The organism is Pseudomonas marvdashtae, assembly GCF_014268655.2.
Taxonomy (GTDB): Bacteria; Pseudomonadota; Gammaproteobacteria; order Pseudomonadales; family Pseudomonadaceae; genus Aquipseudomonas; species Aquipseudomonas marvdashtae.
In genome coordinates this window covers 3,357,389-3,375,692 of sequence record NZ_JABWQX020000001.1, presented here as the reverse complement: position 1 = coordinate 3,375,692, position 18,304 = coordinate 3,357,389, and the positions used below count along the sequence as shown (strand labels likewise).

17 protein-coding genes are annotated in these 18,304 nt (G+C 61.0%); 8 read left to right on the top strand and 9 right to left on the bottom strand.

Annotation, left to right across the window (positions count from 1 at the left end; genetic code table 11):
• Positions 1-5: 5 nt before the first annotated feature.
• Complete coding sequence (locus HU742_RS15120) at positions 6-242, bottom strand: DUF2789 family protein (RefSeq protein WP_186640064.1); 237 nt, start codon at positions 240-242, stop codon at positions 6-8.
• An 87-nt stretch (positions 243-329) separates the two neighbouring features.
• On the bottom strand, positions 330-560 hold the full coding sequence (locus HU742_RS15115) for a hypothetical protein (protein WP_186640066.1): 231 nt from the start codon (positions 558-560) through the stop codon (positions 330-332).
• Between the two features lie 783 nt (positions 561-1,343).
• Here HU742_RS15115 and HU742_RS15110 point away from each other — a divergent pair.
• The 3 genes from HU742_RS15110 (at position 1,344) to HU742_RS15100 (ending at position 3,568) form a co-directional block, all read left to right on the top strand.
• Positions 1,344-1,793, top strand: coding sequence for a hypothetical protein (locus tag HU742_RS15110; protein ID WP_186640221.1), 450 nt, complete (start codon positions 1,344-1,346; stop codon positions 1,791-1,793).
• A 189-nt stretch (positions 1,794-1,982) separates the two neighbouring features.
• The gene (locus HU742_RS15105; protein WP_186644632.1) at positions 1,983-2,993 is read left to right on the top strand and encodes an ABC transporter substrate-binding protein; all 1,011 of its coding nucleotides are present in this window, start codon (positions 1,983-1,985) and stop codon (positions 2,991-2,993) included.
• Between the two features lie 137 nt (positions 2,994-3,130).
• A complete protein-coding gene (locus HU742_RS15100) occupies positions 3,131-3,568 on the top strand; it encodes a DUF3995 domain-containing protein (RefSeq protein WP_186640070.1) in 438 nt (145 codons plus the stop codon).
• Positions 3,569-3,741: 173 nt separating this feature from the next.
• Here the strand turns inward: HU742_RS15100 and HU742_RS15095 are convergent, their stop codons facing one another.
• From HU742_RS15095 to HU742_RS15070, 6 genes are read right to left on the bottom strand one after another with little or no spacing between them, the layout of a single operon-like run.
• Positions 3,742-4,095: a Na+/H+ antiporter subunit G gene (locus HU742_RS15095; RefSeq protein WP_186640072.1), complete on the bottom strand. Its 354-nt coding sequence runs from the start codon at positions 4,093-4,095 to the stop codon at positions 3,742-3,744.
• Positions 4,092-4,370: a K+/H+ antiporter subunit F gene (locus tag HU742_RS15090; RefSeq protein ID WP_186640074.1), complete on the bottom strand. Its 279-nt coding sequence runs from the start codon at positions 4,368-4,370 to the stop codon at positions 4,092-4,094. Before HU742_RS15090 ends, HU742_RS15095 begins: the two co-directional genes overlap by 4 nt.
• Positions 4,367-4,855, bottom strand: coding sequence for a Na+/H+ antiporter subunit E (locus HU742_RS15085; protein WP_186640076.1), 489 nt, complete (start codon positions 4,853-4,855; stop codon positions 4,367-4,369). Before HU742_RS15085 ends, HU742_RS15090 begins: the two co-directional genes overlap by 4 nt.
• Positions 4,852-6,537 (bottom strand): monovalent cation/H+ antiporter subunit D, encoded by a 1,686-nt coding sequence (locus HU742_RS15080; RefSeq protein ID WP_186644630.1) that lies wholly within the window; start codon positions 6,535-6,537, stop codon positions 4,852-4,854. The genes HU742_RS15085 and HU742_RS15080 overlap by 4 nt, the downstream gene beginning before the upstream one ends.
• The gene (locus tag HU742_RS15075) at positions 6,534-6,878 is read right to left on the bottom strand and encodes a Na+/H+ antiporter subunit C (protein ID WP_038579788.1); all 345 of its coding nucleotides are present in this window, start codon (positions 6,876-6,878) and stop codon (positions 6,534-6,536) included. Before HU742_RS15075 ends, HU742_RS15080 begins: the two co-directional genes overlap by 4 nt.
• Positions 6,878-9,799 (bottom strand): monovalent cation/H+ antiporter subunit A, encoded by a 2,922-nt coding sequence (locus tag HU742_RS15070; protein WP_186640080.1) that lies wholly within the window; start codon positions 9,797-9,799, stop codon positions 6,878-6,880. The genes HU742_RS15075 and HU742_RS15070 overlap by 1 nt, the downstream gene beginning before the upstream one ends.
• A 258-nt stretch (positions 9,800-10,057) precedes the next feature.
• On the opposite strand from HU742_RS15070, the gene HU742_RS15065 reads away from it, so the two are divergent.
• From HU742_RS15065 to HU742_RS15050, 3 genes are all read left to right on the top strand, one after another.
• Positions 10,058-12,631: a pyocin-S2/colicin E7-DNase domain-containing protein gene (locus HU742_RS15065; RefSeq protein ID WP_186644629.1), complete on the top strand. Its 2,574-nt coding sequence runs from the start codon at positions 10,058-10,060 to the stop codon at positions 12,629-12,631.
• Entirely contained in the window at positions 12,631-13,107 is a 477-nt protein-coding gene (locus HU742_RS15060; RefSeq protein WP_186644628.1) for a DUF6392 family protein, read from the top strand. The genes HU742_RS15065 and HU742_RS15060 overlap by 1 nt, the downstream gene beginning before the upstream one ends.
• 253 nt (positions 13,108-13,360) lie before the next feature.
• Positions 13,361-15,196: a pyocin-S2/colicin E7-DNase domain-containing protein gene (locus HU742_RS15050; protein ID WP_186640084.1), complete on the top strand. Its 1,836-nt coding sequence runs from the start codon at positions 13,361-13,363 to the stop codon at positions 15,194-15,196.
• 40 nt (positions 15,197-15,236) lie between these two features.
• On the opposite strand, the gene HU742_RS15045 is transcribed toward HU742_RS15050, so the two are convergent.
• Positions 15,237-16,169 (bottom strand): DMT family transporter, encoded by a 933-nt coding sequence (locus HU742_RS15045; RefSeq protein ID WP_189664456.1) that lies wholly within the window; start codon positions 16,167-16,169, stop codon positions 15,237-15,239.
• Positions 16,170-16,260: 91 nt separating this feature from the next.
• On the opposite strand from HU742_RS15045, the gene HU742_RS15040 reads away from it, so the two are divergent.
• Both HU742_RS15040 and HU742_RS15035 read left to right on the top strand, forming a co-directional pair.
• Positions 16,261-16,824, top strand: a complete 564-nt coding sequence (locus tag HU742_RS15040; protein WP_186640088.1) for a helix-turn-helix domain-containing protein — start codon at positions 16,261-16,263, stop codon at positions 16,822-16,824.
• Between the two features lie 15 nt (positions 16,825-16,839).
• Entirely contained in the window at positions 16,840-18,291 is a 1,452-nt protein-coding gene (locus HU742_RS15035; RefSeq protein WP_186644627.1) for an FAD/NAD(P)-binding protein, read from the top strand.
• Positions 18,292-18,304: the final 13 nt, after the last annotated feature.

Genomic DNA, 18,304 nt, shown 5'->3' with positions numbered 1-18,304 from the left:
TGAGGTTACTTGCCGTCGTGCAAGCGCACATTCAGTTGATCCACCAGCACCGCTTCCTCACCGTCGGCGAGCAGCCAATCCCTGAGAAGATCCTTTTGCTGATCCGACCAGAAAGGCGCATCGACCAGCTTGGTGTCCGGGTCCAGTGGGTGCTCCCCGATGAAACCGTCGATGTCGGTGCCCTCCGAGGGCAGCCCGAGTTGGTCGAACAGGGTCTTGAGATCATGGGATGGCTGTTGCATGGGGGACTCCTTTAGGCTGGCACCGTCATGGCGCCTCGGTTGCTTCCCTTATCTGAGGGCAAGCGCTCACCAGGAGTTCGATCGATTTCAAGCTTTCAGCGCACCTTCGTCCACCGCAAGCTTCAAGGCTTTTGCCGCATCCCTTGCGGCCTCGGCAGCGATTTCCGAGGTCTTGAACCAGCGATCCTTCTCCACCTGGTGATAGGTGACAGCGGTCGAAGGTGATTTGGCGCGCATTACAATGACGGCCTGGAACTCGCCTTCGACCTCTCTCGCTTCGCCACGGATGAAAAAATCGCCAATATCAAGTTCCGTCACGTCGCGCCTTCCGTTCAAGTCATATTATTGTGCGAAGACCGCCGATAGGCGGCGGTCTTCGCTGGGCCGCCAGTATGGCAGCAGTTGCAGGTCGGCGGCTCAGTTAAGTCATGGACAGGGCGCAGATGGGACGGCAAGGTTCTGTTCCAGGCTCCTGGCCAAGTGGCAGGCTTCGTTATGATCGGCTCGGAAACCTCTTACACGTCCAGTCGACGTCTCTTCGATATGAAAAAAGCACTTGCCAGCCAGAACGACCCTGTATTGCGGCTGGATCAAGGAATTTGCACTGCCTTCGCAGCCATCAGCGGGCTCGTGTGCTTGGACAACACGCGAGGTAACGGGGCGGATCAGGGTTGTGAAAGTACCCATGTGAATTCCTTTTCTATGGTTTACCGACGAATTGTCGGTTGTTTCGAGTAGTCTCCACGCCGTTGGCTGCTCTAGAATCAGCAGCACCGTGTGGATGTGGTGCCTATCTAAAGCAATTTTTTTTGGTCTCGATGTCAGAAAAATGCTTTTTTAAGTGAGAAATTTCCCTAAAGTTAGTAGTCCCACCTTTTCCGATAATCAGTGTGGTGTTTTCCTTCAGCCCCTGACGATCTCTGGGAAAGACAGCGAGCGTGGCGATCCTTTAGTCTTCTCTCGCCCTGGGTCAGGGTGCGCCGTTCACTTTTGAATTCAATGACAGGTCCCTTGCGACCGTGCGGGTTCTCTTGGTCCACGCCTGGAGCGTGGGCCGTTTAAAAAGATGGGGATGTTTCCTTGGCAGTAAGTAATCTCGACATGCATGCGTTATTTGTTCTGGGTGACCTGCGGGCAAAACTGGTCAAGCAATTCCAGTCACGGTTTGTCTACGTTACCGAGCAGACCGCCGAAGGTATTTACATTGCCGAAATCGATACCGAATCGGCGCTGGTGGTGGATGACAAGCCCAGGCTCGAACTCAAGGTTGGCGACCATTTTCGCGCGGCGGTATTGCCAAGTCGCGAGGGTGGCAAGTTTGAAATCAAGTTTCGTGAGATCAAGTTGACAGTCTATGGCCTGGGTGACTACGCGTTCGTCACGACAGCAGACGGTCATGCCATCCTGTTTAAGGAAGGCCACAGCGTGGTGACGGTGTTCGCGGCCAACGAGCAGTTGCTGGAAGGCTTGACCAAGACTCTGAAAGCGGTCACTGCGAAGGCAGCCAAATGGCGCAAGGGCGAACTCGTGACATTCAAGGCCAGCGAATAGAAAGTGCGCCGCAGCTAAGTAAACGGACGCATCGGTTTGAATCGCTTTCGGACTTTGCGCACCTGTAACAGTTTTTACACGGCGCTTGCTGGAACCTTGGCTACAGTCAATTGACTGAATTATTCACAGGCTTGCGCTTGGTTCGCAACGCCGTTCGGTCACTGCTGTATCCGGCATGAGGTATCAAGCATGAAACGCGTTCGACAGTGGCTGGCTGCCTGGGCCACCCTCGCTGCATTGGTTTCGCCACTCCCGTCATCAGCCGCATCGGCGCCGATCCATTTCGCCGACCTGAACTGGGAGAGCGGCAGCCTGATCACCGACATCCTTCGGGTCATCGTCGAAAAGGGCTACGGGCTACCGACCGATACGTTGCCGGGCACCACCATTACCCTGGAAACCGCCCTGGCCAATAACGACATCCAAGTGATCGGCGAGGAATGGGCGGGGCGCAGCCCGGTGTGGGTCAAGGCCGAGGCTGAAGGCAAGGTGGTCGCCCTGGGCGATACCGTCAAGGGTGCGACCGAAGGTTGGTGGGTGCCGGAATACGTCATCAAGGGTGACCCGGCCAAGGGCATCAAGGCGTTGGCGCCGGACCTGCGTAGCGTCGAGGACCTGGCGCGCTACAAGCACGTGTTCAAGGACCCGGAAAGCCCCGACAAGGGACGTTTCCTCAACAGCCCCATCGGCTGGACGTCCGAAGTGGTCAATAAACAGAAGCTCAAGGCTTACGGTCTTTCCGACAGCTATGTCAATTTTCGCAGCGGCTCCGGAGCCGCCCTCGACGCGGAAATCACTTCCTCGATCCGTCGTGGCAAGCCCGTCCTGTTTTATTACTGGTCGCCGACGCCGTTGCTCGGACGTTTTAAACTGGTGCAACTGCAAGAGCCGCCGTTCGATGCCGAGGCCTGGAAAACCCTGACCGACGCCGACAACCCGAATCCGAAGCCAACCCGGTCCTTGGCCTCGAAACTGTCGATTGGCGTGTCCGCGCCGTTCCAGAAGCAGCATCCCGACATCGCCGAGTTCTTCAGCAAGGTCGACTTGCCCATCGAACCGCTGAACAAGGCCCTGGCCGACATGAGCGAGAAACGCACCCCTTCACGTGAAGCGGCCGAGGCGTTCCTCAAGGCCCATCCCCAGGTCTGGCAAGCATGGTTGCCCAAGGACGTTGCCGACAAGGTTTCCGCCGCCCTGTAGCGCGCTCGATGCCAGCCGATTGAACAGTTGATCCTGGGCAAGGCGTCATTCGCTGGAAACTGGCAACCTGCGCCCGTCCAGCGAAATGCCAAATTCCAGCTAGGATGATTGTTCAACCTTATTCAGGAGGCTGGCGAATGACGCTTTTAGTGGCTCGGTCGCTGGTCGCAGTGTTTGCGACCATCAGCTTGATTCATATGTACTGGGCCCTCGGTGGCCGATGGGCGGCTTCGGCGGTGGTGCCGCAGGTTCCGGTGAAGCAGGGCGGCACGTTGCGGCCGGCATTCAACCCGTCGGGATGGCTGACGTTGTTGGTGGCCATCGCGCTGCTGATGATTGCGGTGCTGGTGTGCCTGCGGGTCGGCTTGCTCGCGCCGCCCGTCACCCACCGGGCCCTGCAGTGGCTGATCAGCGCGATTGCCTTGGTGATGTTTGCCCGCGCCATCGGCGAGTCGAACCTGGTGGGCTTCTTCAAGGAGGTCAAGGACTCGACGTTCGCCCGGCTCGACACCTGGGTCTACTCGCCGTTGTGTGTCGTGTTAGGGGCGGGGTTGCTGACGGTGGCGTGGGCTTGATTCACGAATGCCGTTGTGGCGAGGGAGCTTGCTCCCGCTGGAGGGCGCAGCCCTCCCAGAAAAATTGAACACAATCAGCCTGACACACCAAGGTGGCAGGCCTTGGGGCTGCTGCGCAGCCCAGCGGGAGCAAGCTCCCTCGCCACAAAAGCTGTACCAGCTCGAAATGTCTGTCAGTCGGTCCGGCGACTGCTCACCTCCGCCGGCACGTCGTCCCCCGCCATGCGCTTGCGGAACAAGGCCGCCCGTGCCAGTAGCAAGGTGGTCACCGGCACGGTGATCGACAGCAGGATCGGTATCAGCCACGCGTGCAATACCGGCCCGGATTTGAGGGCCGAGAAATAAATGATCGAGGCCAGCGCCACGCACCAGGCGCCCAGCGTCGAGGCCAGCGCCGGCGGATGCATGCGCTGGAAATAATCCTTCAACCGCACCAGCCCGATCGCCCCGGTCAGGGCGAACACACTGCTGGACACCAGCAGGATTGCCACCGGGATCTCCACCCACAACGACAGTTCGCCCATCATTCGATCACCTCGCCACGCAACAGGAACTTGGCCAAGGCGAACGAGCCGACAAAGCCGAACAGGGCGATCAGCAGCGCTGCCTCGAAATACGTGTCACTGGCATACCGGATACCCAGCACCAGCATCATCAGCATCGCAACGATGTACAGGTAATCCAGCGCCAGGACCCGGTCTTGGGCCGAAGGGCCTTGGAACAGACGCACCAGGGTCAGGACCATAGTCAGCGAAAACAGAAACAGGCTCAGCAGGATCGCATTGGAGAGCAGCGGGCTCATTCGAAAATCTCCATCAAGGGCCGCTCGTAGGTGGCCTTGAAATGCGCAATGAATGCCGCTTCGTCCTCCAGATCAAACACGTGCATCAACAGGATGCTGCGGTCCAGCGCCAGTTCCGACCAGACCGTCCCGGGAATCACCGTGGTGATCATCGACAGCACCGCCAGGCCGTTGGCATCGTGCAGATCCAGCGGCACCTTGAGGAACCGCGAGCGAGGTGGACGGCGCCCGGCATTCAGGACGCCCCAGGCGACGGCCACGTTGGACACCAGTACGTCGCGCCCCACCAACAAGAACAGCCGCAGCATTACCCACGGTCGCCGGATGCGGATCGGGCGTGGTCGCAGCGGGCGCATCATCAACGGCGCCAGGAAGCCCAGCGCAGCGCCAAGCAGGACATGACCGGCGCTGAGGGACAGATTCAACGCCAGCCAGAGCAGCCACAGCGCGAGGGACAGCCACGGCGCGGGAAACAGACGCTTCATGGCTGCACCTCGCGCAACCCAGCGCGGGTTTCAGGGTTGGGCACGGTGCGGGTGGCGAGCACCGACATCACATAATGTTCGGGGTTGTTCAGCGCGTCGGCGGCGGACTGGGTGTAGCGCAGCAACGGCTCAGCCTTGAAGGTCAAGGCGATCCCCAGGCCCAACAAGACGATGATCGGCAGACATTCGAACGGTCGCAGCAGCGGTGAGGGCCGTTCTTGCGGCGTCCAGAATCGTTGGATGCCCAGTCGTGAAAAAGCAATCAGCGAAGCCAGCCCCGACAGGATCAGCAACCCTAGCAAGCCCCACGCCGCGGGCGACACGGGTACCTCGGAACTCGCGCCGAGCCCCTGGGGATTGAGCAACGCATGGAGCAGACCCAATTTTGCGATGAAGCCTGAAAGCGGCGGCATGCCGATAATCAACAATGCACAGAAAATGAAACTCAAGCCGAGGAAGGCCATCGTCCAGGGAATCACTTGGCCGACCACGGCCTTCTGCTCGTCGTCGAGGTTGATGCCCTTGGGCGGCTGTAGGGATTCCAGCGGGCGCGGCAGGCTGTCGAGGTCATCGTCCAATGGCGCTTCGTTGGCCGAGCGTGACCGTTCGATCAATTCGGCCAGCAAGAACAGCGCGCAGAGCGCCAGGGTCGAACTCACCAGGTAAAACAGCGCGGCCCCGACGAGGTTGGGCTGGGCAAAGCCGATGGCCGACAGCAGGATCCCCGCTGAGACCAGGATACTCAGGCTGGCCATGCGCTCCAGGCGCTGGGCCGCGAGGATGGCGATCCCCGCGCAGACGATCGTCGCCATGCCGCCGTAGATCAGCCAATCCGCCCCGAAATACGCCGACGCGCCGGCCTGCCCGGAAAACAGTAGCGTCCACAAGCGCAGGATCGTATAGACGCCCACCTTGGTCATGATCGCAAACAGTGCCGCCACCGGGGCGCTGGCCGCGCTGTAGGCCGGCACCAGCCAGAAGTTCAGCGGCCACATGCCGGCCTTGGCCAGGAACGCCACCGCGAGAATCCCCGCCCCAGCGTGTAGCAGGCCGCGGTCGGCTTCCGGCACCAGGGGCACTTTCAAGGCCAGGTCGGCCATGTTCAATGTCCCTGTGACGCCGTAGATCAGGGCCGCGCCAATCAGGAACAGCGACGAAGCCAGCAGATTGATGGAAATGTAATGCAGCCCCGACGACACCCGCGCCCGGCCCGAGCCATGCAGCATCAAACCGTAGGAAGCCGCCAGCAAGACTTCAAAAAACACGAACAGGTTGAACAGGTCCGCCGTCAGGAACGCGCCGTACAGGCCCATGAGCTGGATCTGGAACAAGGCATGAAAACTCGTCCCGGCACGGTCCCATCGGGCCATGGCGAACAGCAGGGCGCACACACCGATGATGCCGGTCAGGACCAGCATCAGGGCTGACAGGCGATCGACCACCAACACAATACCGAACGGTGCCTGCCAATTGCCCGGCAGGTATACGCCAATGGACGCGGGCAGCGCCTGGTCCTGGGTCCAGCGCAACAACAGCACGGCGATGCCCAGGCCCAGCAGGCTGGAAAACAGGTTGATCCGCGCCTTGAGCGGACGGTGCTTTTCGCCGAGCATCAGCATCAACGCGGCAGTCAGCAGCGGCAACAGGATGGGCGCGGCGATCAGGTGAGACGTCAGCATCATTCCTTGGGCTCCCGACCGTCCACATGGTCGGTGCCGGTCAGTCCCCGGGACGCGAGCAACACCACGAGGAACAACGCGGTCATGGCGAAGCTGATCACGATGGCGGTCAGCACCAGGGCCTGGGGCAGTGGGTCGGTGTAGTGCAACAGATCCTGGGGCACGCCGTTCTTGATGATCGGCTCTTTGCCGATGAACAGGCTGCCCATGCTGAAGATAAACAGATTGACGCCATACGACAGCAGGCACAGGCCCATGACCACTTGGAAGGTTCGCGGCCGCAGCACCAGCCAGACCCCCGAGGCGGCCAGCACGCCGATTGCAATTGCGATGACTTCTTCCATCAGGCGGCTCCTATCGGTTGTGCGACGGGTTTGGGATGCAGGCTCGGTTTGTGCGCGCGCACCGACTGGTGGGCGAGGGCGGTGAGGATCAACAGCGTCGAGCCGACCACCACGGCGTACACGCCAATGTCGAAAAACAGCGCGCTGGCCAGATGAATGTCGCCCAGCAGCGGCAATGTGAAATGCCAGGTGTGGGTGGTCAGGAACGGATAGCCCACCGCCATCGCACCCAGGCCGGTGACGGTGGCAAACAGCAGCCCGGTGCCCATCCAGCGCAGCGGTCGCAGGCTCATTTGCGCCTCGACCCACTGAGTGCCGGCGACCATGTATTGGAGGATGAACGCCACCGACATCACCAGCCCAGCGACAAAGCCGCCACCCGGTTGATTGTGGCCACGCATGAACAAGTAGAACGACACCACCAAGGCGATGGGCAGCAACAGCCGCACCAGCACCGAGGGCACCATCATGAAGCCCAGCGCGGTGTCGCTGGCGTGGCGCGGGTTGACCAGGTCGGTGACCACGTCCGGCGCCAGCAGGCGTTGTTGCGCCGGCAGTTGCATGCTTTCCCTGGGCGGCCTGAACCGTCGCAACAAGGCGAACACCGCGAGGGCCACCGCCGTCAGCACGGTGATTTCCCCCAGGGTATCGAAGCCGCGGAAGTCCACCAGCATCACATTCACCACATTAGTGCCGCCGCCTTCGGGCAGCGCCCGACTGAGGTAGAACGAAGAGATGTCATTGGGCGTCTGGCGCGTCAGCATTGCATAGGACAGCAGCGCCATGCCGGCGCCGACGCTGACGGACAGCAGCAAGTCCCGCAGGCGCCGGATACGTGCGCGCCGTTCGCTGTTCGGCCGAGGTAGCGCGTCTTCGATCCGCCGTGGCAGCCAGCGCAGGCCCAGCAGGATCAGCACGGTGGTGACCACCTCAACCACCAGTTGCGTCAAGGCCAGGTCGGGGGCCGAGAACCAGACGAAGGTCACGCACGTCATCAGGCCACAGACACTGACCATCGTCAGCGCCGCGAGACGGTGATACTTGGCCTGCCAGGCCGCGCCCAAGGCACAGGCGATGGCCAGCACCCACAGGGTGACAAACACGACGGAGCCGGGAATCTTCGGCCGGTCGCCCCAGACCAGCGTGCTGTGCAGCATCGGAATCAGCCCGGCCAACACCGCCGCCAGTACCAGGAAAAACAGTTGGGCTTGCAGGCGCCGGGTGCTGATCCTGCGCTCCAGCCGTCGGCCCTGGCGCATCATCAGCACCAGGCAGCGTTCGAACAGCCGCTTGCCACTGAGGCGACCGATCAACGGCGGATGCTTGATGTGGCCTTGTTTGAATTGGCTGCGCAGCAGCAGATACAGGACGATGCCCCCCGACATCGCCACCAGGCTCATGATCATGGGCGCGTTCAGCCCGTGCCAGATTGCCAGGCTGTACTCGGGCAGCGGGTCGCCCACCACGGGCAGCGCCGCGGCGGCCAACAACGAACCGACCACCTGGGCCGGAAAAATCCCCACCAGCAGACAGGTGAACACCAGCAACTCCACCGGCGCGCGCATCCAGCGCGGCGGTTCATGAGGCGTGTGGGGCAGGTCGGTGGCGGTGGGGCCGAAGAACACATCCACGGTAAAGCGCAGGGAGTAAGCGACGCTGAATGTGCCGGCGATGGTGGCGATGATTGGCAGCGCCAACTCGACCCAGGCCGTGGCCGAGATGAACACGGTTTCGGCGAAGAACATCTCCTTGGACAGGAAACCATTGAGCAGCGGCACCCCGGCCATCGCCGCACTGGCGACCATGGCCAGGGTCGCGGTGAACGGAATCAGCCTGACCAGGCCACTGAGCCTGCGAATGTCCCGGGTGCCACTCTCGTGATCGATGATCCCGGCGGCCATGAACAACGAAGCCTTGAACGTCGCGTGGTTGAGGATATGGAATACCGCCGCCACCGCCGCCAGCGGACTGTTCAGGCCCAGCAGCAAGGTGATCAGCCCGAGGTGGCTGATGGTCGAATAGGCGAGCAGGCCCTTGAGGTCGTTCTGGAACATCGCGCAATAGGCGCCCAGCACCAAGGTGCAAGCGCCTGCGCCGCCGACGATGTAGAACCATTCTTCGCTGCCCGACAGCGAAGGCCACAACCGCGCCAACAGGAAGACACCGGCCTTGACCATGGTCGCCGAGTGCAGGTACGCCGACACCGGCGTGGGCGCGGCCATGGCGTGGGGAAGCCAGAAGTGAAAAGGAAACTGGGCGCTTTTGCTCAAGGCGCCGATCAGGATCAGCGGCAGCAGGATGGGGTAGAGGGCATGGTCACGGATCAGGTTGCCGGCGGCCAGGACCTTGTCCAGGTCATAGCTGCCCACCACATGGCCGAGCAGCATCACCCCGGCCAACAGGCACAGCCCGCCGGCGCCGGTCACCATCAACGCCATGTAGGCACCACGTCGAGCGTCGGCGCGGTGATGCCAGTAGCCGATCAGCAGGAACGAGAAGAGGCTGGTCAGTTCCCAGAAAAACACCATTTGGATCAGGTTGCCGGAAATCACCAACCCGAGCATGGCGCCCATGAACGCCAGGAAAAACGCGAAGAAACGCGGTACAGGATCGTCCGGCGACATGTAGTAGCGGGCGTACAACGACACCAGCGTGCCGATGCCCAGCACCAGCAATGAAAACAGCCAGGCGAAACCGTCCAGGCGCAGCACCAGGTTCAGGCCCAGGCTCGGCAACCATGAATATTCCTCGCGGATCACGCCGCCATCGGCGATCTGCGGGTACCACAATGCCACCTGAACGGTGCCGGCCAGCGCCACAAGGCCCGCCAGCAAGGATTCGGCGTTACGCGCGTTATGCGGCAGCAAGGCCGCCAGGCAGCTGCCGATGAAGGGCAAAAGCAATAGAACTATCAGTGACATAGGTTTCTATTCGGCAAAGGTTGTCCGGGATCATACGTGGCGTATTCCAGATCACCAACCGCGAGGGTGTCGCAGAATCCTACAAGGCAGATGGATTTTTCCTATTTTTGGATGTTTCGGTAAGCGCCGGTTCGTTGGGATCGGCCAAGGGTAACAAGGCACTCCTGCCTTAAAGACAGTGTTCGGGTGCGGTGCATATGTACCGCACCCGAACAGGGCTCCATCGCCATGCTGCGCCATACAGAAAAGGAGAACTGTATGGCAAAGCAAACACTTAACGATGGATCAGATGGAACAGTAGTCATCAGACCGGGGCGGCCCGCACCGGGTGGCGGTTCCGGCGGCGGGTATGGCGGCGGCTTCGGAGGAAACCGCGTCGGAGCGACAGGCGGCCCAAAGCGTTCAGCCAAGGGGATGGAAAAGCGGCGGCGAGCGACGCTCCAACGCCAGGCCGAAGAAGCGAAAGCCGCTGCAAAAGCGAAAGCCGACGCTGCGAAAGCCAAGGCCGTCGCTGCCGCGAAGGCCAAGGACCAAGCGCGCCAACAAGTGCTGGCGACCATGGTGCAGCGCCACACCTCCGCCCGGGCCGAGGTGGATCGACACTTCGCGAATAAAAAGCAACAACTCGACGCGTCGCTGCAAAAGGAAATCTCTGCGGCAAGACGGCCGCCCACTTCGAACTCGACCGAGCGCTGGCACCTTTACACCATCACCAAAGAGAAAAATGAGATCGACGGGCTGATCGCCCGAAAAACCACGGAACTCAACGCCAAGAACAGCGCGGCCCGTGTCTTCGACGGACAGGATCCGCTCATCCGTTCGGCGAACGACTACCGCACGCGACTGGCTCAATTCGGCGCCGCGGCTGAAGAAGGTCATCGACTCTGGGAGCAGGCTTATACCGCTGCCCAAGAGGCGCAAATACTGTCTGCGCAGATCAAGGCCCTGACCGAAAAATCCAACGCGCTGGCCCGGCACCATGCCGAACAGACCGTGGTTTGGCGGGAGCGAGAGGTTGTCTGGGAGCGCCAACGCCAGTATGCCGAGCAGCGAGCGGAGCGCATCCGCTTTAAACAGCAAGTGGATGAAAGCATTCGACTGGAGCGGTTCAGGCAAGTCCATACCCTGAGTGTGCCTGCGCTTTCGATGACTGCGGGCGGGATGGTATTGACGCGGGACGCCGTGTTTGTCGGCCAGCAAGCTGCAGCGGTGTTGGAACAGGCTGTCGCCGCGTCCGTCGAAACGCTCAAGGACTACGGACGGATCCTGGCCAGGACGGGCCCGGTCTTCGTCACCGCGATGGTCTACTCGCCGGAGCTGGGCAACGGCGAGCTGACGCCCGAACAACGTAGCCGCTTGTTCCAGGGCGTCGGCGTACCGGCGCAAGCGCTCGGCGTCACCGACAGCCCCGCGCTGCGATCGATTGCTGATGCCGGCGGTTCGGTTGAAGTGGCGTACCGGCTCAAGCCACAAGCTGTGACCGAAGGCACTGCGCTTCACGTTGCCAATACCGGCAACATGATCGCAACTCATGTCCCTGTCGTCAGCGCGGTATTTGATCCCCTGACCGGCCTCTACAACGCCGAAGTCCCCGGCTCACCGACCCGACACCTGCAATTTACCGCCGATGCCGCCAGCCAGGCGATGCCTGCAAGCCCACCGGTGCTGACGGCAATGGCGCCTCAGGTGGTGACTTTGCCGGCGGGCGTGGACCTGCGCATTCAAGACTGCATCGTCTGCGTGCCTGGCCTGCCACCCACCTATTTCTCTTTCGATTTGCCACCCCTCGGCTCGGGCATCGTCACGGGCGCTGGCAAACCGGCAGCGAATGATTGGTGGAACACCGCAAGCCGGGCCCAGGGCGCGGCCATTCCCGAACAGCTCGGCCACCAGCTACGGGCGCGGGAAATCAAGTCGTTCAGTGCTTTCGATCAGGCCGTATGGCAAACCCTGGCCGAGCATCCGACGCTGTTCAGCAACGCAGACGAGGTCAATCAGAAACGCATCGAACGAGGCTTTGCCCCCTATGCGCCGAAAAGCACTTGGGTGGGTGAGCGTCGCCAATTCGAACTGCGTTACCAGGAGCGGGCAGAGCTGGGTGAAAACCCATTCAACCTCGACCGCATCAGCATCACCACGCCAAACAGCCTGCTCGGCACACCGGGTATCGTCCCGGCCGTCATACCTTGGCCGGCGGCGCCTGTCGGCGACGGCACCCGAACACCCCTGGTCCCGCCGGGCATCGAACTGCTCGGCCCGACCACCTTACCGAGTGCGCCACCGCTGTCGCAGGTTTACCCCGGCAACCCTGTCATCCCCGTCCTACCGGAAAACCAGACGTTTCCGGCTATTGATCCGGTGCAGGGCGGTGCGAGTATTCCGGGGTATCCGGGGGATATGGAACTGCCTTCGCCGGGATTGGTGTTTGTCGGCCCTCCGGTGGAACCGTTGGAGGTAGGGCCGTATAACGAGCTCAGTGGTCGAAGCAGAGGGGATGGGTTGGACATTGATCACATACCGTCTAGGAAGGCGTTGGAAATTCATATGGGTATGCATTATGAAAATATGAGCACCTCCGAAATTCGGGACGCCATCCGACGGGCGCCGTGTATTGCTATTCCTTCGAGTGTTCATCAGAAATTCAGTGAGACGTATGGTGGGCGCAACAGCGTCGAGAAAAGCATGAATGACGCTGCAGATCTGGAGGCAGCAGTGAACAGTAATTTAGCAGCACTAAAACCGGGACTTGTCGAATCTGGAGCTTCAGAGTCAGATATAGATGCGGCCCAAAAGTTGTTGCACGATCTGCATAAAAACCAGGGGTGGTATTGATGAAAGCTTTTGAATTTGAAGTCCTAATCGAACGTATCGGAACTTCGCACGAGGTATTGGTAGGGCAGGGTGTACTTCCCGACCAAACATTGACCGAAATGTATGAGGGGCGAGATCGACTTGGACTTGACCCGGAACCGGGCATAGAGCTGGACTTCTGGCGGGAGACAAGGAGATTCGAGACGCTTTTCGTTACCCTCATACGAACCACACCTTCGACCTCCAAATATCAAGGCGAGCTTCCTGCCCCCTATATGCCAGAGATGACGCAGTCTGATGTCCATGCCATTTTTGGTGAGCCGATGGAATCGAAAGGCCCTATAAAAATGCCAGTTCCGATAGGGATGACTGGGGGGTGGGATTCGTACCCGTTGGACCCAGAATTGTATCCCGATAAAAAGGTTGTTTTTCAATATACCCAGGATATGAGAGTAAAAACCTTGGTCTTCACGTTAATAGATAAAGGACACCGTTGATCAAGGTGATGAGCGCTTCCCTATTTCGAAGCTGTCACTGAGCATCCAGACGGTTATGGCGTTATTTCTCGTCCCCCAGCAAAGGCCAAGATGACGGCCTCGTAGGGACCCTGAAAGAAGTCAAGGAATGGCGATCCCGCCATAACAAACCAGGCTTCAAGCCAGAATAAACCAGCCCTTTGAACGCACCTGCTCAACCCGTCGTGAGCAGGCGCGTCATCGAAGGCACACGCTTAAACAAGGAAAACCAAAGATGGAACTTAAAGCAAAACTCCAGGATTACACCGAGTCCGAGTTTCAGATGTTCGTCGACCAGATCTGGAACGTCGATATTCGTGAAGAAGATCATGACAGGCTGATTAATCACTTTGATCGAATAGTGGGGCATCCCGGCGGTGCGGACCTGCTGTTTTACCCAGAGGACACCACGAACCGGAACTCCTCCGGGGCAGTCGTTTATTACGTAAAACACTGGCATCTTAAAAACAACATCATTCCTTTCAAGGGCGGGGCGCTTCCGGCGTCGGTCAAGCCAGGACCCAGGTTGAGCTCAGCCGAGCAGGCGACAGCGAGAGCCAAGCGCGAGCTTGCCAACACGCAGCGGGTGACAGCGGACCTTGCCGCTGCGGAGCGAACGACCGAATCGGCCTTCACGCTGCTTGAGAGTTCTATCAAGGCGCTGCAAACCCAACAGAGTCCAAGCGCGACACTGGCGAACATGGAAAAAGCCATCCGTCACGTCGAGCGCGCACAGCACGATGTGCTCATGGCCGTAGGTGCATTCGGACGCAAAAAAATGCGCCTTGAATTTGCGAAGAACGCAGCCAAGCAAAATCTTGCCTACAACAAAGCGGACGGGACCACCTGGCAAGCCAATCTGCAGCAGGCGACTGTCAACCACAGCCGTTATATTGCGCGTTTGTCGTTGATTGCCCAGCGCCACGCGGAGCTTCACTCCAAGGCCGAAACCGCGCTGGACAATACCTTGGGGCAGCTTGTGCATATACGGGGAACAGACCTCGGCGCCACTTTGTTTCGTCTGTCTGCCGCCGACAATCTGGAACGCCCAAGTCTGTTAATCAGCAATGCGCAGCCGCTGGTGCCCCGCCAGCGAACAGACCTGCAAAAGACGCTCCGTTCCGCAGTCGCCGAGTTCAATTGGTCGATGACTGACGGCGCGCGGGAGCATCTCGGAAAATACGTCGGCGTGCTGAACTTCAGGTTCGCCAGTCGAGCCAAGGCAGTGCGCTTTGGCCTCTGCGTGGCGTTGGCCGAACTCTCGCTGATCGATCCTGATTGGCAGGCACTTGCCGCTCAGCGTGGCGAAGTCGAGTTGCCGATGCGAATGGGCACCACGACGGTCGCCGTGAAACCCGGCAGCCTGTCTTATGGGCTGAAAGCAATACGCGAGCTTTTTGAAATCTACATCACTCCCTGCGCCGGGGCGTTGCCCGCAAAGGTTCGTGTCAGGCCGGCGCTCTGGCATGAAGACGAGAGGGTTTACCGTTTGACGACGGATGGCCCGCAGTCCTCCGTTGTCGAATGGGCGCTACCCCGTGGCGTGGAATCAGCCGCGACGCCCAAGCAGGATCGGCTCGACTCCGCTGGCTTTGTCCGGTCTTCATCGGTGCCAGAATTGGCCTCGTTCGACTCTGTCGAAGAGGTGCGATTCGATGATTACGTCGTGGTGTTCCCCCACGATTCCGGGCTGGAGCCGGTCTACGTGATGTTCAACGACCGTCGGGATTGTCCCGGTGTCGTCAGCGGAGCAGGGCTGGCGGTGGCTGAGGCCTGGCAGACGCAAGCGGCGAGCAGCCAGGGTGCCCCTGTCCCGGCGTTGGTTGCCGATCAATTGCGCGGGCAAGTCTTCGAGCGTTTCGACCTGTTCAAACATGCTTTCTGGAAAGCTGTCGCGGCGACGCCGACACTCAACGCACAGTTCACGTTGGACAACAGGGCGTTACTGCTCAGCGGTTCGGCGCCTCGCAGCGAGCAACCCGGTAATCGGGCGCTGCGCATCTTGCACCGTGTCGACGTCATGCAAGGCGGTGGCGTCTACGATCTAGATAACTTGATTGTTCGTGGCTGACTTCGTCCGGATCTTTCAAATCCGTGCGAGGGAAGGGTAATCAACCCTCGCGTTCAGGCACTTCAATCACCTCAACGGCATTTTTGCCCCGGGTCTTCAACTCGCTGACAATCACCGCCGCCACGATCAATCCAGCGCCCAACAGTGCAATCGCCGGCAACCGTTCGCCCGCCAGGCGCCCGGCGATGCCGGCCCACACCGGTTCGCCGGCATAGATCAGCGTGGCGCGGGTGGGGGAGACGCTTTTCTGTGCCCAGTTCATCGCCACCTGGATCGCTGCGCTGGCGGCGCCCAGGCCGACGGCGCTGATCAACAGCAGCCAGGAAAAGTCAGGAATCACTTCCTGGGTCGGCACCACCATCAGGAAGGCCAACACCGCCGTACTTGCCAGTTGCACCACGGTCACCCGGCGCACATCGACCTGGCCGGCATAGGCGCTGATCAGGATGATCTCCGCAGCAATGGCGATGGCGCTGATCAGCGTGGCGATTTCGCCCGGACTGAAATTCAACGACGCCCCGGCCGGGCCGGACACCAGCATCAACCCGGTGAACGCCAGCATGATGCCGATGCTCGGCATCAATCCAGGCCGCCGACCCAGCACCAGCCACTGCAGCAAGGGCACGAAGGGTACATAGAGCGCGGTAATGAACGCCGATTGGCTGCTGGGAATGGTTTGCAGGCCGACGGTTTGCAAGCCATAACCGAGCATGATCGCCACGCCGATGAAACACCCAGCCTTGAGTTCGAACAGTGTCAGTTCTCGCAGATGGCGCCAGGAGAACAGCGCAACGAAGCCCGCCGCGGCAGCGAAGCGCAGGCCGACAAAAAACATCGGCCCGCTGACCGTCATGGCGTGCTGCACCAGCAGGAAGGTGCCGCCCCAGATCATGGTGATCAGCACGAGCACGCATTCGGCCTTGCTGAGCCTTGGAAAACGGGAGGATGCTTGAGGGGAATTCACCGATGCCATGACCTTGCGCGCCACATGAGGCGGACGCACAATGCGCCCGGATGAAGAAGGTGGGCAGTATAATGCGCAACCCCGGCAAATGAGCAATATAGTGCACAAAGAAAATGGGCAGCGGGCCTCCGTCCTGCAACACGTCAGCCAGAACGTCCGCCGCTTGCGGCATGCCGCCCAGCTCAGCCAGACGGCGCTGGCCGAACGGTCCGGGGTCAGCCGGCGGATGCTGGTGGCCATCGAGGCCGGCGAAAAGAATGTCAGCCTGACCACCCTTGATCGGGTCGCCGAAGCCCTTGACGTGGCCTTCAGCGATTTGATCCAGGCCCCCGAAGCCCGCGACCCGAGCCGCATCAACGAACTGGTCTGGGCCGGTGTGATCCCGGGCAGCAAAGCTGTGTTGCTCGCCAAGGCCACCGCCAGCCGTGAGGTAGAACTCTGGGAATGGCGGCTGGAGCCGGGCGAGCATTACCATTCCGAGTGCGATGCAGATGGATGGAGCGAACAACTTTATGTATTCGAAGGCTGCCTGACGTTGCTGCTGGGCAGTGAAGAGCGCCGCATAGGCGTCGGTGAGTTTTTCATGTTTGCCAGCAACCAGCCCCATGCCTATCGCAATGATGGCGCGGTGGCGGCGCGATTCGTACGCAATGTGGTGATTTGATTCCTGGAGAGCGGTATGGACACAGCGCTGGCGCAAACGATGAAAGGCAATACCCGCGAAGCCGACATCCTGATCATCGGCGGCGGCCTGAGCGGGGCCATGCTGGCCGCGCAGTTGCTGCGCCTGCCGGGCCGGCGCGAGGTGTTGATTGTCGAGCCGCGCAGTGAGCTGGGCCGGGGCGAGGCCTATAGCGCGGTGGAGTTGGGCCATACGCTGAACGGCAACGCGGCGCGCATGAGCGTCGACCCGGACAATGCCGACGACCTTACGCAATGGCTTACCGAGTTCATCGAGGCGGGCGGCTGGCCTGAGTCGGACCAGCAGCACGTGCCGGTCAGCGAGCTGTTTCCTCCAAGAGGGCTGTTTGGCCTTTATGTGCAGCAGCGCCTGGCCGAGGCTCGGGAGTGGGGCGCACAAAACGGTTCGACCGCCGAGCACGTGCGTGGGGAGGCCGTGGACCTGCGGCTTGTCGACGATGCCGTGAGGGTGACGGTGAACGACGGCCAAGTCCTGCGTGGCCGTTTCGCGGTGCTGGCCACGGGCATGTTCCCGGCGGCGCGCACTCCGCAAACCGAATCCAGCGGCTTGAATGCCGCGGCCCTGGATCCCTGGGATGTGGCCGCGATGCGTGAACTGGATCCGCAATCCACCGTGCTGATCATCGGCTCGGGGCTGACCATGGTCGACGCGGTGGTATCGCTTGAGCAGGCCGGGCATCGCGGGCCGATCGAAGTGTTTTCCCGCCACGGCCTGCTGCCCCATGTGCGCCGCCAGCCACCGGCCTGGGTGGACTTCCTCGCCGAAGATCACAACCTGCGTTCGCCCCGCCAGTTGATGCGCGCCCTGCGCGAGCAATGCCGTCAAGCGCAGGCCGAAGGGGTTGATTGGCAGGCACCGCTGGACACCGTGCGCGCGCACATCGGGCGTTTGTGGAACCAGGCCAGCGATGTGCAGCGCCGACAGTTCGTGCGGCATGTGCGGCCGTGGTGGGAAAGCCATCACCATCGCTCGCCACCGTTGAGCGCGGAGCTGGTGGCGCGTCTGCACGAGGAAGGGCGGCTGCGGATCCAGGCGGCGTCGTTCAAGGGACTGGCGGTGTCTGGCGGGGGATCGGTGGCCATTAATGTTCGCCGACGGGGAGAGGCCGGACTGGAAGTGGTGCAGGGCGCCGCGTTGATCAACTCCAGCGGCATCGAATATGACTGGCGACGCGTTGCACGACCGTTGCCGCAACAGTTGCTGGCCCGAGGGCTGATCCAGCCGGGGCCGCTGGCCTTGGGCATCGCCGCGCGTGCCGACGGCGCGGTGCTGGATGCCAAAGGCGAGCCGGCCAGCCGCCTGTTCGCCATGGGCCCGCCACTGCGGGGGATGTGGTGGGAAAGTACTGCCGTAACTGATGTGGCGAGCCAGGCCAAGGCGTTGGCGGGGCGGTTGGTTGGGTTGCAAGCCCAAGAAAATTCAGGCTGAACATGCCTCTGTA

Excerpts from the sequence above, each read along its gene's own strand:
- HU742_RS15120 (WP_186640064.1), bottom strand. The coding sequence starts at position 242 with ATGCAACAGCCATCCCATGATCTCAAGACCCTGTTCGACCAACTCGGG.
- HU742_RS15110 (WP_186640221.1), top strand. The coding sequence starts at position 1,344 with ATGCATGCGTTATTTGTTCTGGGTGACCTGCGGGCAAAACTGGTCAAG.
- HU742_RS15105 (WP_186644632.1), top strand. The coding sequence starts at position 1,983 with ATGAAACGCGTTCGACAGTGGCTGGCTGCCTGGGCCACCCTCGCTGCA.
- HU742_RS15100 (WP_186640070.1), top strand. The coding sequence starts at position 3,131 with ATGACGCTTTTAGTGGCTCGGTCGCTGGTCGCAGTGTTTGCGACCATC.
- HU742_RS15095 (WP_186640072.1), bottom strand. The coding sequence starts at position 4,095 with ATGATGGGCGAACTGTCGTTGTGGGTGGAGATCCCGGTGGCAATCCTG.
- HU742_RS15090 (WP_186640074.1), bottom strand. The coding sequence starts at position 4,370 with ATGAGCCCGCTGCTCTCCAATGCGATCCTGCTGAGCCTGTTTCTGTTT.
- HU742_RS15085 (WP_186640076.1), bottom strand. The coding sequence starts at position 4,855 with ATGAAGCGTCTGTTTCCCGCGCCGTGGCTGTCCCTCGCGCTGTGGCTG.
- HU742_RS15080 (WP_186644630.1), bottom strand. The coding sequence starts at position 6,537 with ATGATGCTGACGTCTCACCTGATCGCCGCGCCCATCCTGTTGCCGCTG.
- HU742_RS15075 (WP_038579788.1), bottom strand. The coding sequence starts at position 6,878 with ATGGAAGAAGTCATCGCAATTGCAATCGGCGTGCTGGCCGCCTCGGGG.
- HU742_RS15070 (WP_186640080.1), bottom strand. The coding sequence starts at position 9,799 with ATGTCACTGATAGTTCTATTGCTTTTGCCCTTCATCGGCAGCTGCCTG.
- HU742_RS15065 (WP_186644629.1), top strand. The coding sequence starts at position 10,058 with ATGGCAAAGCAAACACTTAACGATGGATCAGATGGAACAGTAGTCATC.
- HU742_RS15060 (WP_186644628.1), top strand. The coding sequence starts at position 12,631 with ATGAAAGCTTTTGAATTTGAAGTCCTAATCGAACGTATCGGAACTTCG.
- HU742_RS15050 (WP_186640084.1), top strand. The coding sequence starts at position 13,361 with ATGGAACTTAAAGCAAAACTCCAGGATTACACCGAGTCCGAGTTTCAG.
- HU742_RS15045 (WP_189664456.1), bottom strand. The coding sequence starts at position 16,169 with ATGGCATCGGTGAATTCCCCTCAAGCATCCTCCCGTTTTCCAAGGCTC.
- HU742_RS15035 (WP_186644627.1), top strand. The coding sequence starts at position 16,840 with ATGGACACAGCGCTGGCGCAAACGATGAAAGGCAATACCCGCGAAGCC.